General features: G+C 51.1%; 13 protein-coding genes. 10 read left to right on the plus strand and 3 right to left on the minus strand.

Going from position 1 to position 15,512, the window contains the following annotated elements:
* From G5358_RS05980 to G5358_RS05990, 3 genes are all read right to left on the minus strand, one after another.
* Window positions 1–260: cation:dicarboxylate symporter family transporter (locus G5358_RS05980; RefSeq protein ID WP_421323794.1), on the minus strand; the 260-nt coding region annotated here is incomplete at its 3' end.
* 192 nt (window positions 261–452) lie between these two features.
* Complete coding sequence (locus G5358_RS05985) at window positions 453–1,016, minus strand: hypothetical protein (RefSeq protein WP_216951699.1); 564 nt, start codon at window positions 1,014–1,016, stop codon at window positions 453–455.
* A gap of 105 nt (window positions 1,017–1,121) precedes the next feature.
* Complete coding sequence (locus G5358_RS05990) at window positions 1,122–1,760, minus strand: TetR family transcriptional regulator (RefSeq protein WP_337072713.1); 639 nt, start codon at window positions 1,758–1,760, stop codon at window positions 1,122–1,124.
* Between the two features lie 140 nt (window positions 1,761–1,900).
* On the opposite strand from G5358_RS05990, the gene G5358_RS05995 reads away from it, so the two are divergent.
* The 10 genes from G5358_RS05995 to G5358_RS06040 all read left to right on the plus strand — a co-directional run bounded on the left by G5358_RS05995 (window position 1,901) and on the right by G5358_RS06040 (window position 15,483).
* Window positions 1,901–3,094 carry an efflux RND transporter periplasmic adaptor subunit gene (locus tag G5358_RS05995; RefSeq protein WP_021231193.1) on the plus strand — a complete coding sequence of 398 codons (1,194 nt, stop codon included), beginning with the start codon at window positions 1,901–1,903 and terminating at the stop codon, window positions 3,092–3,094.
* Window positions 3,095–3,111: 17 nt separating this feature from the next.
* Window positions 3,112–6,261, plus strand: a complete 3,150-nt coding sequence (locus tag G5358_RS06000) for an efflux RND transporter permease subunit (protein WP_216951697.1) — start codon at window positions 3,112–3,114, stop codon at window positions 6,259–6,261.
* 589 nt (window positions 6,262–6,850) lie between these two features.
* Entirely contained in the window at window positions 6,851–7,957 is a 1,107-nt protein-coding gene (gene rfbB / locus G5358_RS06005; protein ID WP_421323795.1) for a dTDP-glucose 4,6-dehydratase, read from the plus strand.
* Window positions 7,957–8,844, plus strand: coding sequence for a dTDP-4-dehydrorhamnose reductase (gene rfbD / locus G5358_RS06010; RefSeq protein WP_216954300.1), 888 nt, complete (start codon window positions 7,957–7,959; stop codon window positions 8,842–8,844). Before rfbB ends, rfbD begins: the two co-directional genes overlap by 1 nt.
* Window positions 8,845–8,943: 99 nt before the next feature.
* Window positions 8,944–9,822 (plus strand): glucose-1-phosphate thymidylyltransferase RfbA, encoded by an 879-nt coding sequence (gene rfbA / locus G5358_RS06015; protein ID WP_216954298.1) that lies wholly within the window; start codon window positions 8,944–8,946, stop codon window positions 9,820–9,822.
* A gap of 62 nt (window positions 9,823–9,884) precedes the next feature.
* Window positions 9,885–10,430, plus strand: coding sequence for a dTDP-4-dehydrorhamnose 3,5-epimerase (gene rfbC / locus G5358_RS06020; RefSeq protein WP_216954296.1), 546 nt, complete (start codon window positions 9,885–9,887; stop codon window positions 10,428–10,430).
* Window positions 10,431–10,468: 38 nt separating this feature from the next.
* The gene (locus G5358_RS06025) at window positions 10,469–11,866 is read left to right on the plus strand and encodes a mannose-1-phosphate guanylyltransferase/mannose-6-phosphate isomerase (RefSeq protein ID WP_108540002.1); all 1,398 of its coding nucleotides are present in this window, start codon (window positions 10,469–10,471) and stop codon (window positions 11,864–11,866) included.
* Window positions 11,847–13,256, plus strand: coding sequence for a phosphomannomutase CpsG (locus G5358_RS06030; RefSeq protein WP_302055988.1), 1,410 nt, complete (start codon window positions 11,847–11,849; stop codon window positions 13,254–13,256). Before G5358_RS06025 ends, G5358_RS06030 begins: the two co-directional genes overlap by 20 nt.
* Window positions 13,257–13,270: 14 nt before the next feature.
* Window positions 13,271–14,392, plus strand: coding sequence for a GDP-mannose 4,6-dehydratase (gmd, locus tag G5358_RS06035; protein WP_108540000.1), 1,122 nt, complete (start codon window positions 13,271–13,273; stop codon window positions 14,390–14,392).
* Between the two features lie 2 nt (window positions 14,393–14,394).
* Window positions 14,395–15,483, plus strand: a complete 1,089-nt coding sequence (locus G5358_RS06040; RefSeq protein ID WP_302055987.1) for a DegT/DnrJ/EryC1/StrS family aminotransferase — start codon at window positions 14,395–14,397, stop codon at window positions 15,481–15,483.
* The last annotated feature ends 29 nt before the right edge of the window (window positions 15,484–15,512 follow it).

Consider the following 15,512-nt stretch of genomic DNA (forward strand, 5'->3'; position numbering starts at 1 on the left):
GTAAAGGCGAACAGCCCCGCCAGAATGGTAGAGCAGTAGGAGAGGGCCACGGTTTTGCCCAGCAGCTTGCCGGAGTTTTTCGGCAGGCTGGCGATGCCGCTCATGATGAAGAACAGAATGATGAGCGGAATCGTGAAGGTGATCAGCTGACCTATCACTGTCTTGGCCGTAAACAGCACGCGCGCCACCCACTCAGGGGCGTAGAGACCGAGCAAGAGACCGGCAAGGATGCCAGCAATGAGTTTCAGGACAAGTTTCATAAGGAAATCCGGAGTTGGTTGTATTGTCTGTTTTGTTATTAAATTTTGATATTAATTGAACTTTTTAACACGTAAGCCGTGTTATGTCTGCCTTTTATGCGTTAATGCCGAGTTAAATATTGTCGATAGCCAAGATCGCCGACTAGCAGCCGGCTTGGCATTGAATGGGAAAATCCGTGATGAATTAGCCCGTTAGGTGGCCTGATGATCGCCGCGCAGCAACATGACGTACTGGTTGGCATATTGACTTGCGGAGTCTGAGGTGCTGGCTGATACGGCTTCCATTGAAGCCAGTTGCAGCGCTACCCCGGATGAGGTGACGATTTGCTGAAGATGCGGGAGCTGCTGGTCGTGGCTCATTTCGCCGCTTGGCTGTAGGGGGAAACAGAGCGGAGCGCCCGCTTTGAGCAGGGTCGCCAGCTGTTGCAACAGGGGGACAAGAGTGGCCACGTCGCTATCAAGCGGGCGGCTCAGCCAGATGCCATCGTAAGGGAGCACCGAGTGCATCTTCGCCAGCGGGCAGACCCGCACAGCTTGCCCGGATTGCTGTGAGGCTACTTTGGCGTCAGCCAGTACCGCTTCACAGGCGGTGACCACATACCCTTCTGCACGCAGCCAGCACAGATCCTCCCCCATACCGCACTGACCATTGAGCAGGTGAGCGCCGGGTTTGAGGTGCGCCACAAAGGCAGCTCGAACGTGGGCGTGCTGGTCGTTAAATGGCCGGGAAGCGGGGATGGCGTCAGAGTGTGGCACAGGGGTTACCTCAAGCAGGGGGCGCACAGGGTAACAAATCGGGGCCTGACTGCCAAAACGCGCGGTCAGTCCCCGATTTGGATGTGAGGACGTTGCCGGAGCCTGTTAGCGGCCGCAGGCAGGTCCGTGGGGGTGGGCCAGCATGGTAAACATGCTCTCTATCAGGAAGGCTGATTCGCTCTGCAGGTCGATCCGCTCCGGAAAGTGGAGCCAGTTTATGATGTAGCCATCCAGGGTACAGTGGAGCAGGGTGGCTGCACGCTGCAGGTTGAGGTTGGCAGGCAGCTGCCCCCGGCGTACCGCGTTGGCTAGGGTGGTCTCCAGGTCCCGGAAAAAGTTGGCTGACTCGCTGCGGATATGCTCGCGCAGGGAAATGGCTTCCCCCTCCAGCGATTCGAGATTGAACAGTATGGTGAACATCTGCCGCTGGGCCGGATTGTGAATGAAGCTGTGGAGCACCCCTTCGAAGAAGAGGCGCAGTTGTCCCAGCGGATCGGGCTCATCTGGGTTGAGGCAGGCATCGAGCTGGTGGGCGAGGGGGCTGCAGAGTTCCTCCCAGAGCGAAATGAAGAGTTCATCCTTGTTCTTGAAGTGCCAATAGATGGCCCCGCGGGTCAGGTCTGCCGCCCTGGCGATGTCGGTCAGGCTGGTCTTGGCCAGGCCCTGAGAGCAGAACAGATCCAGCGCCGTGCTCATGATGTGGCAGCGGGTTTGCTGCGCCTCTTCTTTGGTTCGTCTGGCCATCGAAATTTGTGCCTCATGCAAGCAAAAAGTCACTTACATACATTTATGAATGTATGTATATTGCCTCATCTTTCGACTATTTACCAACAGGGCCCATGCGGCCCTGATTGTTCATTGACTGGCAAAGGCTCAGGTGTTTCATGCATAAACATATTCTTGCTCGTTCAGTTGGTCTTGCCTTGCTGGCTACAGGCTTGCTGGCAGGTTGTGGTGACAAGGGGGGCGCACCCCAGGGACAGGGCGGCATGCCCCCCGCGGCGGTCAACGTGGTGACCCTGCAGAGCGGCCCGTTGATGTTGACCACCGAGTTGACCGGCCGCAGCGCCCCGTTGCGGGTGGCTGAAGTGCGTCCGCAGGTGAGCGGCATCATCCTCAAGCGCCTCTTTACCGAGGGGAGCGATGTGAAGGCGGGCGACCTGCTCTATCAGATCGATCCGGCTGTCTATCAGGCGGCGGTTGCCAGCGCCAAGGCCAATCTGGCCAAGGCAGAGGCCAACGAGCAGAGTGCCCGTCTCAAGGCACAGCGCTATCAGGAGCTGCTAAAGGTCAAATCCATTAGCCGTCAGGACTATGACGACGCCGACGCCAGCTGGAAGCAGGCCAAGGCCGAGATCATGGCGAGCAAGGCGGCCTTGCGCACTGCAGAGATCAATCTCGGTTACACCCGCATCACCGCCCCCATCAGTGGCCGCATCGGTAAATCCGCGGTGACCGAGGGGGCGCTGGTGACAGCCCAGCAGGCTGACAGCCTGACCGCCATCCAGCAGCTCGATCCCATGTATGTGGATGTGCGTCAATCCACCGCCGATCTGCTGCGCCTCAAGCGACTGGTCGCCGAGGGCAAGTTGACCCAGGACGAGCAGAAGGGAGCCAAGGTGACCTTCCAGTTGGAAGATGGCAGCACCTATGGCGAAGAGGGCTCGCTGCAGTTCTCCGATGTGACCGTGGATGAGACCTCCGGCATGGTGACCCTGCGGGTGATTGTGCCCAACCCTCACCAGCTGCTGCTGCCCGGCATGTTTATGCGCGCCACCCTGCAAGAGGGAGAGCGGGCACAAGGACTGCTGGTGCCGCAAACTGCGGTGACTCGCACCCCCAATGGCGGCGCCACCGTGATGGTGGTAACCGCTGACAACAAGGTGGAGCTGCGCAACGTGCAGCTGAGCCGGGTCGTCGGCAGCAACTGGGTGGTGGAGTCAGGGCTCACCTCCGGCGAGCGGGTGATCGTGGCTGGCTTGCAGAAAGTACGACCGGGCGCCGTGGTCAATCCCGCCGAGCAGGGGGCTGATGCACCGTCTGCTCAAGCTGCGTCCAACACCCCGGCCAACAAGTAGGATGGAGTAGTCGCTTCATGGCTCGATTTTTTATAGACAGACCCATTTTTGCCTGGGTGATCGCGCTGGTGATCATGCTGGCGGGCAGCCTGGCCATCATCAAATTGCCGGTCGCCCAGTACCCGAGCATTGCGCCGCCTGCTGTCGGTATTTCTGCCAGCTATCCGGGCGCATCCGCCAAAACGGTGGAAGACTCGGTGACCCAGATCATCGAACAGAACATGACCGGGCTGGATCACCTGCTCTACATGTCCTCCCAGTCTGACTCCGCGGGGCGGGTGTCGGTGACCCTCACCTTCCAGCCGGGGACCGATCCCGATATCGCCCAGGTACAGGTGCAGAACAAGCTGCAACAAGCGATGTCGCTGCTGCCGCAAGAGGTGCAGCAGCAGGGGATCCGGGTACAGAAGACCTCCAGCAGCTTCCTGATGGTCGCGGCGTTCATTTCCAGCGATGGCAGCATGAACAACGACGACCTAGCGGACTATGTGGTCTCCAATATCAAGGAGCCCCTGAGCCGTCTGGACGGGGTAGGGGATATCACCTTGTTCGGTAGCCAGTATTCCATGCGGGTGTGGCTCGATCCCAACAAACTCAACCGGGTGCAGATGACCCCGGGGGATGTGCAGGCGGCCATCAAGGCGCAGAACGCCCAGGTGGCCTTCGGCAAGCTGGGCGGTACTCCGTCGGTGGAAGATCAGCAGTTCACCGCCACCATCATGGGGCAGACCCGTCTCTCTACCGTGGAGCAGTTCAACGATATCCTGCTGCGGGTGAATCAGGATGGCTCCAAGGTACGACTGAAAGATGTGGCCCGGGTCGAGCTGGCGGGCGAAAGCTATGACGCCGATGCGCTCTACAACGGCCAGTCTACCGCCGCGGTTGCCATCAAGCTGGCGACCGGCGCCAACGCGCTGGATACCGCCGAGAAGGTGCGTGCCAAGCTCAATGAGCTGTCGGATTACTTCCCGGCCAACATGGAGATCGTCTACCCCTACGACACCACGCCGTTTGTGAAGATCTCCATCGAGGAGGTGGTGCAGACCCTGATCGAGGCGATCTTCCTGGTGTTCTGCGTCATGTATCTGTTCCTGCAGAACTTCCGCGCCACCCTGATCCCGACCATTGCGGTGCCTGTGGTGCTGCTCGGTACCTTCGGGGTGATGGCGGCGTTCGGCTTCTCCATCAACACCCTCACCATGTTCGGTATGGTGCTCGCCATCGGCCTGCTGGTGGATGACGCCATCGTTGTGGTGGAGAACGTGGAGCGTCTGATGAGCGAGGAGGATCTCTCCCCGCTGGAAGCCACCCGCAAGTCGATGACCCAGATCACCGGCGCACTGGTGGGGATCGCCCTGGTGCTCTCCGCCGTGTTCGTGCCGATGGCCTTCTTCGGCGGCTCGACCGGCGCCATCTATCGCCAGTTCTCGCTGACCATCGTCTCGGCCATGGTGCTGTCGGTGCTGGTGGCGTTGATCCTGACTCCGGCGCTCTGTGCCACCCTGCTCAAGCCGATGAAACATGGCGAGTTTGGAGCCAAGCGCGGCTTCTTTGGCTGGTTCAACCGCGCCTTTGATGCGGGTACCAATCGCTATCAGAGCGGCGTGCGCAAGGTGATCAAGCAGGGCGTGCGCTACAGCCTGATCTACGGCGCCATGCTGGCGGTACTGGCAGTGCTCTTTATGCGGATGCCCACCTCCTTCCTGCCGGAAGAGGATCAGGGGGTCATCATGTCCATGGTGCAACTGCCGGTCGGAGCTACCAAGCAGCGCACCGAGGTGGTGCTGGCCCAGATGCGTGACTACTTCCTGGACAACGAGAAGGATAACGTGGATGCCGTATTGACTGTATCGGGCTTCAGTTTTGCCGGTAGTGGCCAGAACGCGGGTATGGCCTTTATCAAACTCAGGGACTGGAGCGAGCGCAAGAGTCCTGATCGCAGTGCCAACGCCATTATCGGTCGCGCCATGGGCTATCTGTTCAGCATCAAGGAGGCGCAAGTGTTCGCCTTCAACTTGCCATCTATTCCTGAATTGGGTACGGCGACCGGTTTTGACTTCTTCCTGCAGGATCGTGGCGGTATCGGTCACGACAAGCTGATGGCGGCGCGTAACCAGCTGCTCGGCATGGCGGCGCAGGATCCCACCTTGGTGCGGGTACGCCCGAACGGGATGGAAGATACGCCGCAGCTCGATATCAAGATCGACTACGAGAAGGCGCTGGCGCAGGGGCTCTCCATCGCGGACATCAACAACACCCTGGCTACCGCCTGGGGCTCGTCCTACGTCAATGACTTCGTTGACCGGGGCCGGATCAAGAAGGTCTACATGCAGGCGGATGCCCCCTTCCGGATGAACCCGGAAGATCTCAAGCTCTGGTATGTGCGCAACAGTGCCGGTCAGATGGTGCCCTTCTCCGCCTTTGCCAGCACCGAGTGGAGCTTCGGCTCACCGCGTCTGGAGCGTTACAACGGCGTGCCGGCGATGGAGATCGTCGGTGAGGCTGCGCCCGGCAAGAGTACCGGTGATGCGATGGCTGCGATCGAGCAGATGGTGAAACAGCTGCCGGAAGGGGTGGGCATCGAGTGGACCGGGCTCTCCTTCCAGGAGCGTCAGGCCGGTTCACAGGCTCCTGCGCTCTACGCCATCTCCTTGTTGGTGGTGTTCCTCTGTCTGGCGGCCCTCTACGAGAGCTGGAGCATTCCGTTCTCGGTGATGCTGGTGGTGCCGCTCGGGGTACTGGGAGCCATTGTGGCCGCCACCCTGCGTGGGCTGGAGAACGACGTCTACTTCCAGGTAGGCCTGCTCACCACCATAGGCTTGTCGGCGAAAAACGCGATTTTGATCGTGGAATTTGCCAAAGAGCTCTACGACAAGGGGATGGGGTTGGGTGAGGCTGTGGTGGAGGCGGCACGCCTGCGTCTGCGTCCGATCCTGATGACCTCGCTCGCCTTTATCCTCGGGGTGCTGCCGCTGGTGATCAGCTCCGGCGCCGGTGCCAGCAGCCGTAATGCAATCGGTACCGGCGTAATGGGGGGGATGATCAGCGCCACCGTGCTGGCCATCTTCTTCGTCCCGCTCTTCTTCGTGCTGGTGATGCGTTACTTCACTAGCCACAAAAGTAAAGAGGCGCGCATGGTTGCAGCAGTTGAGTCAAAAGGTGACTGAGCAAAGTAACCCCTGAAGTTCTGGGTGGCAGATCACAATAAGACAAATACATCAGGTATGACTGAGTAATAAATAGAGCGACTTGGAAAGTCGCTCTATTTTTTTTCCGTAAAAACGGTAACTTAAGCGTAATTATTAAGTTAATACTGCTTCTTTTCGAGAAATTATGTCGCCGTGAGGTGGTTTTCTATCGACTCCTTTTCAGAGGTGAGGGGCAAGTCAGTTTCTGCTGTGCAGCTCGGCTGGAAACAAGATAGAATCTGCGTCTTATAGGGTTGGATAGGTAGTGTCCGCTCTTTCTTGGTCTTGGGCCATAAAGCTGTGCTACACACCATCAAGACAGCAAAATGCTGGAGGACATGATGACCAACAGCAGACCTAATTTGGTTAAAAGCAGCAAACTGGGGGCTGTAACCCAAGGGCGGTAGCCTTGAGATTATTCAGCGATTTGCACAAATAATGTTCATTTATTGTTTTGCTGCTGTTGGCGCTGGTTAAATTGCAGTCTATTGGGTGTTTCAATAACGCATTAGTGGATAGCCAGCCTCTCTCTGATGTCATATCAACGCCTCGCAAGAGATACATATTTATGAAAATCCTCGTGACCGGTGGTGCCGGCTTTATCGGCTCTGCCGTGGTGCGCCATATTATCCGTGATACCCAAGATTCCGTTATCAATCTCGATAAACTCACCTATGCCGGCAATCTGGAATCCTTGGCCGATGTATCGTCAAGCGAGCGTTATGTGTTTGAGCAGGTGGATATTTGCAATCGCGCCGAGCTGGATCGGGTGTTTGCCTTGCACCAGCCGGATGCCGTGATGCATCTGGCCGCCGAGAGCCATGTTGACCGCTCCATTACAGGGCCGGCTGACTTTATCGAGACCAATATCGTCGGCACCTATATGTTGCTGGAAGCGACTCGCGCTTACTGGAACGGTCTGGACGAGGTACGCAAGGCGGCCTTCCGCTTCCACCATATCTCCACCGACGAGGTGTATGGTGATCTGCCTCATCCGGATGAAGTGGCTGCCGGTGAACCATTGCCGCTCTTTACCGAGACCACCCCCTACGCCCCCAGCAGCCCCTATTCTGCCTCCAAGGCTTCCAGCGACCATCTGGTGCGCGCTTGGCGCCGCACCTACGGTCTGCCGACCATCGTCACCAACTGCTCCAACAACTACGGCCCGTACCACTTCCCCGAGAAGCTGATCCCGTTGGTCATTCTTAACGCGCTGGATGGCAAGCCGTTACCTGTCTATGGCAAGGGCGACCAGGTCCGTGACTGGCTCTACGTGGAAGATCACGCGCGTGCGCTCTACAAGGTAGCGACCACAGGCGTGGTCGGTGAGACCTACAACATCGGCGGTCATAACGAGAAGCAGAATCTGGAGGTGGTACACACCATCTGCGATCTGCTGGACGAGATGGTGCCGAAGGTGGGCTCTTATCGTGAGCAAATCACCTATGTGGCGGATCGCCCTGGCCACGATCGCCGCTATGCCATCGATGCGACCAAGATGAGCGCAGAGCTGGATTGGCAACCGCAAGAGACCTTTGAATCCGGTATTCGCAAAACTGTGCAGTGGTATCTGGATAACCAGCAGTGGGTCAGCAACGTCAAGAGCGGTGCCTACCAGTCCTGGATTGAGCAACACTATTCCTCGATTGAACAGAATGATGGGGAGCGTGCCTGATGCATATTCTGCTGTTTGGCAAAAACGGCCAGGTAGGCTGGGAGCTGCAACGCGCACTGGCGCCGCTGGGGCGCATCACTGCCGTTGATTTTGACTCCACCGACTATTGCGGCGATTTCAGCAACCCGGCAGGGGTGGCCGACACTGTACGTCTGGTCAAGCCGGATGTGATTGTCAACGCTGCGGCCCACACCGCAGTCGACAAGGCGGAGAGCGAGCGTGAATTTGCCGAGCTGCTCAACGCGACCAGCGTGGCAGCGATAGCCAAAGAAGCGGAAGCATTGGGTGCCTGGTTGGTGCATTACTCCACCGACTATGTATTTGATGGCAGCGGTGAGCGCCCCTGGGGGGAAACCGATGCAACCGCCCCGCTCAACGTCTATGGCGAAACCAAGCTTGCGGGTGAGCAAGGGGCCGCACTTTGTTCCCGTCACCTGATCTTCCGCACCAGCTGGGTTTACGCCGCCCGCGGAGCCAATTTTGCCAAGACCATGCTGCGCTTTGGCAAAGAGCGTAGCGAGATGTCAGTGATCAATGACCAGTTTGGCGCTCCGACCGGCGCCGAGTTGCTGGCCGATTGCACCGCCCATGCTCTCCGCGTGGCGCAGCGCAAACCCGAGGTCGCCGGGCTGTACCATCTGATTGCCTCCGGTACCACCACCTGGTTTGACTACGCCCAGCTGGTGTTTGCCAAAGCCAGAGAGGCTGGCGTTGAACTGGCGGTGACACAACTCAATGCGGTGCCGACCAGCGCCTTCCCTACCCCGGCCAAACGCCCCCATAACTCCCGCATGGATACCGGCAAATTCCAGCGCACCTTCGATCTGGTGCTGCCGGAGTGGACAGTCGGTGTGGAGCGGATGTTGACCGAGATCCTTGGCAAGTAAATTACTGGCCAGGGATGTAGTGACTGCCTCCCTAGCTGGCAGGGATAAAACGGAAAGGTGGCCTAAAGCCATGCTTCCTCTATATAAGAAACAAGCATCATGACCAAACGTAAAGGCATTATTCTGGCCGGCGGCTCAGGCACCCGTCTCTATCCGGTAACCATGGCAGTGAGCAAGCAGCTGTTGCCTATCTATGACAAGCCGATGATCTACTATCCTCTCAGCACCCTGATGCTGGCGGGAATTCGCGATATTTTGATCATCAGCACGCCGCAAGATACCCCCCGTTTTGAGCAATTGCTAGGTGATGGCAGTCAGTGGGGCCTGAGTTTGCAATACAAGGTTCAACCAAGCCCGGACGGGTTGGCACAAGCCTTTATTCTGGGTGCAGAGTTTATCGGTTCAGACCCCTGTGCACTGGTGTTGGGGGACAACATCTTCTACGGCCACGACTTGCAGAAACAGTTGGAGGCGGCAGTGGCCAAAGAGAGCGGTGCTACCGTCTTTGCCTACCATGTGCATGACCCCGAGCGTTATGGGGTGGTTGAGTTTGATAAAGAGGGCACCGCGATCTCTCTGGAGGAGAAGCCACTGGAGCCCAAGAGCAACTATGCGGTAACCGGCCTCTATTTCTACGACAACAGCGTGGTCAAGATCGCCAAGAGTCTGACGCCGTCGCCCCGTGGCGAGCTGGAGATAACCGATGTAAACCGTATCTACCTGGAACAAGGTAATCTGTCGGTGGCCATGATGGGCCGTGGTTATGCTTGGCTTGATACCGGTACCCACGAGAGCATGATTGAAGCGAGCAACTTTATTCAGACCATCGAGACCCGTCAGGGGTTGAAAGTCGCTTGTCCTGAAGAGATCGCCTATCGCAAGAAATTCATTGATGCAGAGCAAGTAAAAACGTTGGCGACACCACTTGCGAAAAATGCTTATGGACAATACCTGTTAAAGATGGTTTCGAAAGTATGAGTTGGAGTTAAGGGTGTGCACCCGTTCCTGCAAAATAAACTAAATAAAATATGGATATGAAGATGAATGTAATCGAGACCACGATACCTGATGTACTTATTTTTGAGCCAAAAATATTTGGTGATGAGCGTGGCTTTTTCTTTGAGAGTTTCAACCATAAACTGTTCGAGGAAGCAGTAGGATACCCTGTTACTTTTGTTCAAGATAATCATTCTAAATCTTCGAAAAACGTGTTGCGTGGACTGCATTATCAATCATCACCACACGCCCAGGGAAAGCTGGTGCGATGTGTTGTGGGAGAAGTATTTGATGTAGCAGTGGATATTCGTGAAAATTCGCCGACCTTTGGCAAATGGGTCGGTGTTCATCTATCAGCTGAGAATAAGCGACAATTGTGGATTCCGAAAGGGTTTGCCCATGGTTTTATAACTAGAACAGAAACAGCAGAAGTTTTATATAAAGCAACCAATTATTATAGACCTGACTTTGAACATACAATATGTTGGAATGACCAGCAACTAGGAATAGAGTGGGAGAGTGATATGCTCCCTATATTATCTCTTAAAGATAAAAATGCAAAGCCATTTATGGCAGCTAAACATTTCTGAAAATCATATCAACACATTAAATACATTATGGTGTATCTATGACTGTCTTAATTCCTGCTATTATGTGTGGTGGAAGCGGTTCAAGATTATGGCCTGTTTCACGTGAACAACATCCCAAGCCATTCATTAAACTATCGGATAATCAAAGTTTTTTACAAAAAGCATTTTTACGTGGAGCAAAATTATCAGATGTCAGTGAAGTATTAACTATTACTAATCGAGACCTTTATTTCAAAACACTAGATTCATTTAAAGAAGTTAATAGTAATGAAATTCAGACTTCATTTATTCTTGAACCTTATGGCCGTAACACTGCAGCAGCAGTAGCATCTGCAGCAATTTATGCTCGCGATACATATGGCGATGATGCGGTCTTGTTGGTCTTGGCTGCTGATCACTTGATCACAGAGCAAGTTGCATTCGATGATGCTGTTTCCTGCGCTATTGAATTGGCAAAAGCAGGGCGGTTAGTCACATTTGGTATTAAACCCACAATACCTGAAACAGGTTATGGTTACATTGAAGCTCTTGGTACAGAGGTTTTGCGCTTTGTTGAAAAGCCAACATTGGATAAGGCAATTGAGTACGTTGAAAGCGGTCGCTTCTTCTGGAATTCAGGTATGTTTTGCTTTAAAGCAAGTACAATGATTGCAGAAATGGACTTGCATTGTCCGGAAGTATTGATAGCAACAAAAGCTTGCCTTGACAAGTCCGATTCGGTTCAAAGTAAAAAGGTCAAGCATATTGATCTGGACCCTGACACATTTATCCATGTTCCAGACATCTCGATAGATTATGCCGTGATGGAGAAATCAGGAAATGTTTCAGTAGTTCCATGTGACATAGGCTGGAGTGATATTGGGTCTTGGGCTGCAATAAGTGAACTACATCAAGCTGATGACGATGGAAACACCGTTCAGGGACATGCAATTTTACATGCTACCTCAAATTGTTATATTTCGAGCGAGGATCGGGTTATTGGTGCTGTAGGTGTAGAAAACCTAGTAATTGTTGATACTGCTGATGCTCTATTGGTCGCTCACAAAGAAAGTAGTCAGGATGTAAAATTAATTTATAATCACCTTAAGACGATAAACAATGATGCATATAAAATACATCGTACAGTCTATTGTCCATGGGGACGTTATACGTTACTTGAGGTGGGAGAGCGTTTTAAAATAAAAAGACTTGAAGTTAAACCTGGGGCTAGCTTAACGATGCAAATGCATCATCATAGAAATGAACACTGGGTGGTATTATCTGGTGTTGCAGAGGTTTTCTATGAAGATCAAATTGCCTTGCTAACTGCTAACCAATCTACATATATTCCTGCTGGGCATCGTCACCAATTAAAAAATCCAGGTCTCATCGATTTAGTTATGCTAGAGGTGCAAACGGGTGAATATTTAGGTGAAGATGACATCATTGATTATTGAAAAGGAATTTAATTTAGGGGGCATCATGAATCTTACTTGTTTTAAAGCTTACGATATTCGCGGCAAACTGGGTGATGAGCTGAACACTGAGATTGCATACCGTATTGGCCGTGCAACTGCACAGTATCTAAATGCAACGACAATTGCTGTTGGAGGCGATGTTAGACTCACGAGCGAAAGCCTAAAGCAAGCACTTGCAAGAGGGATTCTTGATGCCGGTTGTGATGTCATCGACTTAGGGACTACGGGGACTGAAGAAACCTATTTTGCAGCATTTACGTTAGACATTGATGGTGCTATAGAAGTGACGGCCAGTCATAATCCTATGGATTACAATGGCATGAAACTGGTTGGTCGTGATGCTTGTCCAATTAGTGGTGATAGTGGTTTGAATGATATTCGAGCATTGGCTGAAAAGGGTGACTTTATTGCATCCTCCCGGCAAGGAACATTGATTAAAAAATCGATACTAGATGCTTATGTCGATCATTTGCTGACGTATATAAAGCCGCATCAATTACGTCCACTCAAGCTAGTTGTGAATGCCGGTAACGGGGCAGCAGGGCATGTGCTTGATGTTATCGAGCGACGTTTCAATACCCTCAATGTTCCTGTTGAGTTTATAAAAATTCATCATGAGGAAGATGGTAACTTTCCCAATGGTATTCCTAACCCATTGCTTCCTGAAAATAGAAGTGCTACATCGGAAGCGGTAAAGTTCTATCATGCTGATATGGGTATTGCTTGGGATGGTGATTTTGATCGCTGTTTTCTGTTTGATGAAAATGGTGATTTCATCGAAGGATACTATATTGTTGGATTATTAGCAGAGGCATTTTTAGTAGATAATCCTCATGAGAAAATCATTCATGATCCACGCTTGACATGGAATACTATTGATATCGTTGAAAAGTCTGGTGGTACACCAGTACAAAGCAAAACTGGTCACGCCTTTATTAAAGAACGGATGCGCAGTGAGAATGCAATATATGGTGGTGAAATGAGTGCCCATCACTATTTCCGTGACTTTGGCTACTGTGATAGCGGTATGATTCCTTGGTTACTAGTAATTAACTTGCTATCACTAAAAAAATCCACATTGTCTAGTTTAGTTGCTGAACGTGTTAAAGCCTATCCATGCAGTGGTGAGATAAATTATAGAGTTGATAATGCTCTTGAGATAATAAAGAAGCTGGAAGAGGTCTATGCGCCACTTGCTGTCAAAGTAGAATATGTAGATGGTCTTAGTATTGAAATGAATGATTGGCGATTTAATGTTCGCATTTCAAACACAGAACCATTACTAAGGCTTAATGTTGAAAGCAAAAACGATATAAGCAAGTTAACGTCTGGTTTGAATTCATTACATAAAATGATCAACAACTTATAAGGAGAGTTCTGAAAATGTCCAAGAAAGTAGCGTTAATTACTGGGGTGACTGGTCAGGATGGTTCATATCTGGCTGAGTTTCTATTAGAGAAGGGGTATGAAGTCCATGGTATTAAGCGCCGTGCATCTCAGTTTAATACACAACGTGTAGACCACATTTATAAAGACCCTCATGAAGAGAACGTTGATTTTAAACTACATTATGGTGACTTAACGGATTCATCAAATCTAACGAGAATTATAGCCGAAGTTCAACCAGATGAAGTTTATAATCTTGGTGCTCAATCTCATGTCGCTGTTAGTTTTGATTCCCCAGAATATACTGCGGATGTTGATGCGATAGGTACTTTACGCTTATTGGAAGCTATTCGTTTCTTGGGACTGACAAAAAAAACTCGTTTTTATCAGGCATCGACATCCGAACTATACGGCCTCGTGCAAGAAATTCCGCAGCGAGAGACAACACCTTTTTATCCGCGCAGCCCTTATGCTGTTGCAAAAATGTATGCGTACTGGATTACGGTGAATTATCGTGAGGCATATGGTATGTATGCTTGTAATGGTATTTTGTTTAATCATGAGTCACCCCGTCGTGGAGAAACATTTGTTACTAGAAAAATTACTCGAGGTTTGTCAAATATTGCTCAAGGCCTCGAAAAGTGCCTGTATATGGGAAACATGGACTCATTGCGTGATTGGGGACATGCAAGAGACTATGTCAAGATGCAATGGATGATGTTGCAACAAGAGCAGCCAGAGGACTTTGTCATTGCAACTGGAGTGCAATATAGTGTCCGTGAATTTATAAAAATGGCCGCTGCTGAGTTAGGTATTGAATTGAACTTTGTTGGAAGCGGCGTCGAGGAAAAAGCTGTCGTTTCGGCGATTTATGGAGATAAGGCGCCGGCATTGAAGGTTGGTGATATTATCGTATGTGTTGATCCACGTTATTTCAGACCGGCCGAGGTAGAGACTCTTCTTGGTGATCCATCTAATGCAAAAAATAAGCTGGGTTGGGAGCCGGAAACGACACTCGCAGAAATGGTAAGTGAGATGGTTGCATATGATTTGCAGCAAGCTCGCCAGCATGCCTTGCTGAAATCTCATGGCTTTGATGTTAATGTCAGTGTGGAGTGACTATGATTCCAGTATATCAACCAAGATTATCTGGTAATGAAAAAAAATATGTTAATGAATGCCTTGATTCAACATGGATCTCTTCAAAAGGTGAGTTTATTAACAGATTTGAATCAGCATTTTCAAAGTATATTGGTGCAGAAAATTGTACAACAGTGAGTAATGGTACTGTAGCACTTCATTTGGCGTTGGCTGCTTTAGGTATTGGTCCTGGTGATGAGGTTATTGTTCCTTCATTCACATATATTGCCTCAGTGAATACAATCATTCAGACCGGTGCAAAAGCAGTCTATGTTGACTCGCTACCAGATACATGGAACATCGATGTCAATGATGTAATAGCAAAAATCACAACAAAGACCAAGGCTGTCATGGCTGTGCATCTTTATGGTTTACCATGTGATATGGATGCGTTAGTCGATGTTTGTAAGAAACATAACTTGTTTTTGATTGAAGACTGTGCGGAGGCGTTCGGTACTCTTTATAAGAATAAGCATGTTGGTACATTTGGTGATGTGGCAACATTCAGTTTCTTTGGAAATAAGACAATAACTACCGGCGAAGGTGGCATGGTTGTTTCAAAGGATAAAAATGTCCATGACTTGGCATGCCACTTGAAGAGCCAAGGTGTTTCGAAGGTTAAAGAGTATTGGCATGATGCGTTGGCATTTAATTATCGCATGACAAATATATGTGCTGCGATTGGCCTGGCACAATTAGAGCAAGCAGACGAGATAATTGCAAAAAAAAGAGAGATTGCCAGTTGGTATCAGCGTCGATTAAACCATTTGCCGATAACATTCCACAAAGAGATTGAGAATACCAGGCATTCATTTTGGATGTGCTCGATCCTAGTCGAGAATGCACAAGATAGAGACTTGCTCAGAACTGTTCTAAAGAGTCATGATGTTGAGACAAGGCCATTGTTTCCTTTAGCTAATACGATGCCACATGTATTTACAGAACATAAATTTCCTGTTGCTGAAAATATCAGCTCAAGAGGAATGAATTTACCAAGCTACCCTGAATTATTGGAAAAAGATGTTGATTATATCTGCAACGTAATTTCTGATTTTTATTTAAATAAGTAATGTTAAATAAATAACCCTTCATCTTTCGT

It is taken from the genome of Aeromonas sp. 604176 (assembly GCF_049170755.1).
In the GTDB taxonomy this organism is placed as follows: domain Bacteria; phylum Pseudomonadota; class Gammaproteobacteria; order Enterobacterales; family Aeromonadaceae; genus Aeromonas; species Aeromonas veronii_A.

Excerpts from the sequence above, each read along its gene's own strand:
- G5358_RS05995 (WP_021231193.1), top strand. The coding sequence starts at position 1,901 with ATGCATAAACATATTCTTGCTCGTTCAGTTGGTCTTGCCTTGCTGGCT.
- gmd (WP_108540000.1), top strand. The coding sequence starts at position 13,271 with ATGTCCAAGAAAGTAGCGTTAATTACTGGGGTGACTGGTCAGGATGGT.
- G5358_RS06000 (WP_216951697.1), top strand. The coding sequence starts at position 3,112 with ATGGCTCGATTTTTTATAGACAGACCCATTTTTGCCTGGGTGATCGCG.
- rfbC (WP_216954296.1), top strand. The coding sequence starts at position 9,885 with ATGAATGTAATCGAGACCACGATACCTGATGTACTTATTTTTGAGCCA.
- rfbD (WP_216954300.1), top strand. The coding sequence starts at position 7,957 with ATGCATATTCTGCTGTTTGGCAAAAACGGCCAGGTAGGCTGGGAGCTG.
- G5358_RS06025 (WP_108540002.1), top strand. The coding sequence starts at position 10,469 with ATGACTGTCTTAATTCCTGCTATTATGTGTGGTGGAAGCGGTTCAAGA.
- G5358_RS06040 (WP_302055987.1), top strand. The coding sequence starts at position 14,395 with ATGATTCCAGTATATCAACCAAGATTATCTGGTAATGAAAAAAAATAT.
- rfbA (WP_216954298.1), top strand. The coding sequence starts at position 8,944 with ATGACCAAACGTAAAGGCATTATTCTGGCCGGCGGCTCAGGCACCCGT.
- rfbB (WP_421323795.1), top strand. The coding sequence starts at position 6,851 with ATGAAAATCCTCGTGACCGGTGGTGCCGGCTTTATCGGCTCTGCCGTG.
- G5358_RS05990 (WP_337072713.1), bottom strand. The coding sequence starts at position 1,760 with ATGGCCAGACGAACCAAAGAAGAGGCGCAGCAAACCCGCTGCCACATC.
- G5358_RS06030 (WP_302055988.1), top strand. The coding sequence starts at position 11,847 with ATGACATCATTGATTATTGAAAAGGAATTTAATTTAGGGGGCATCATG.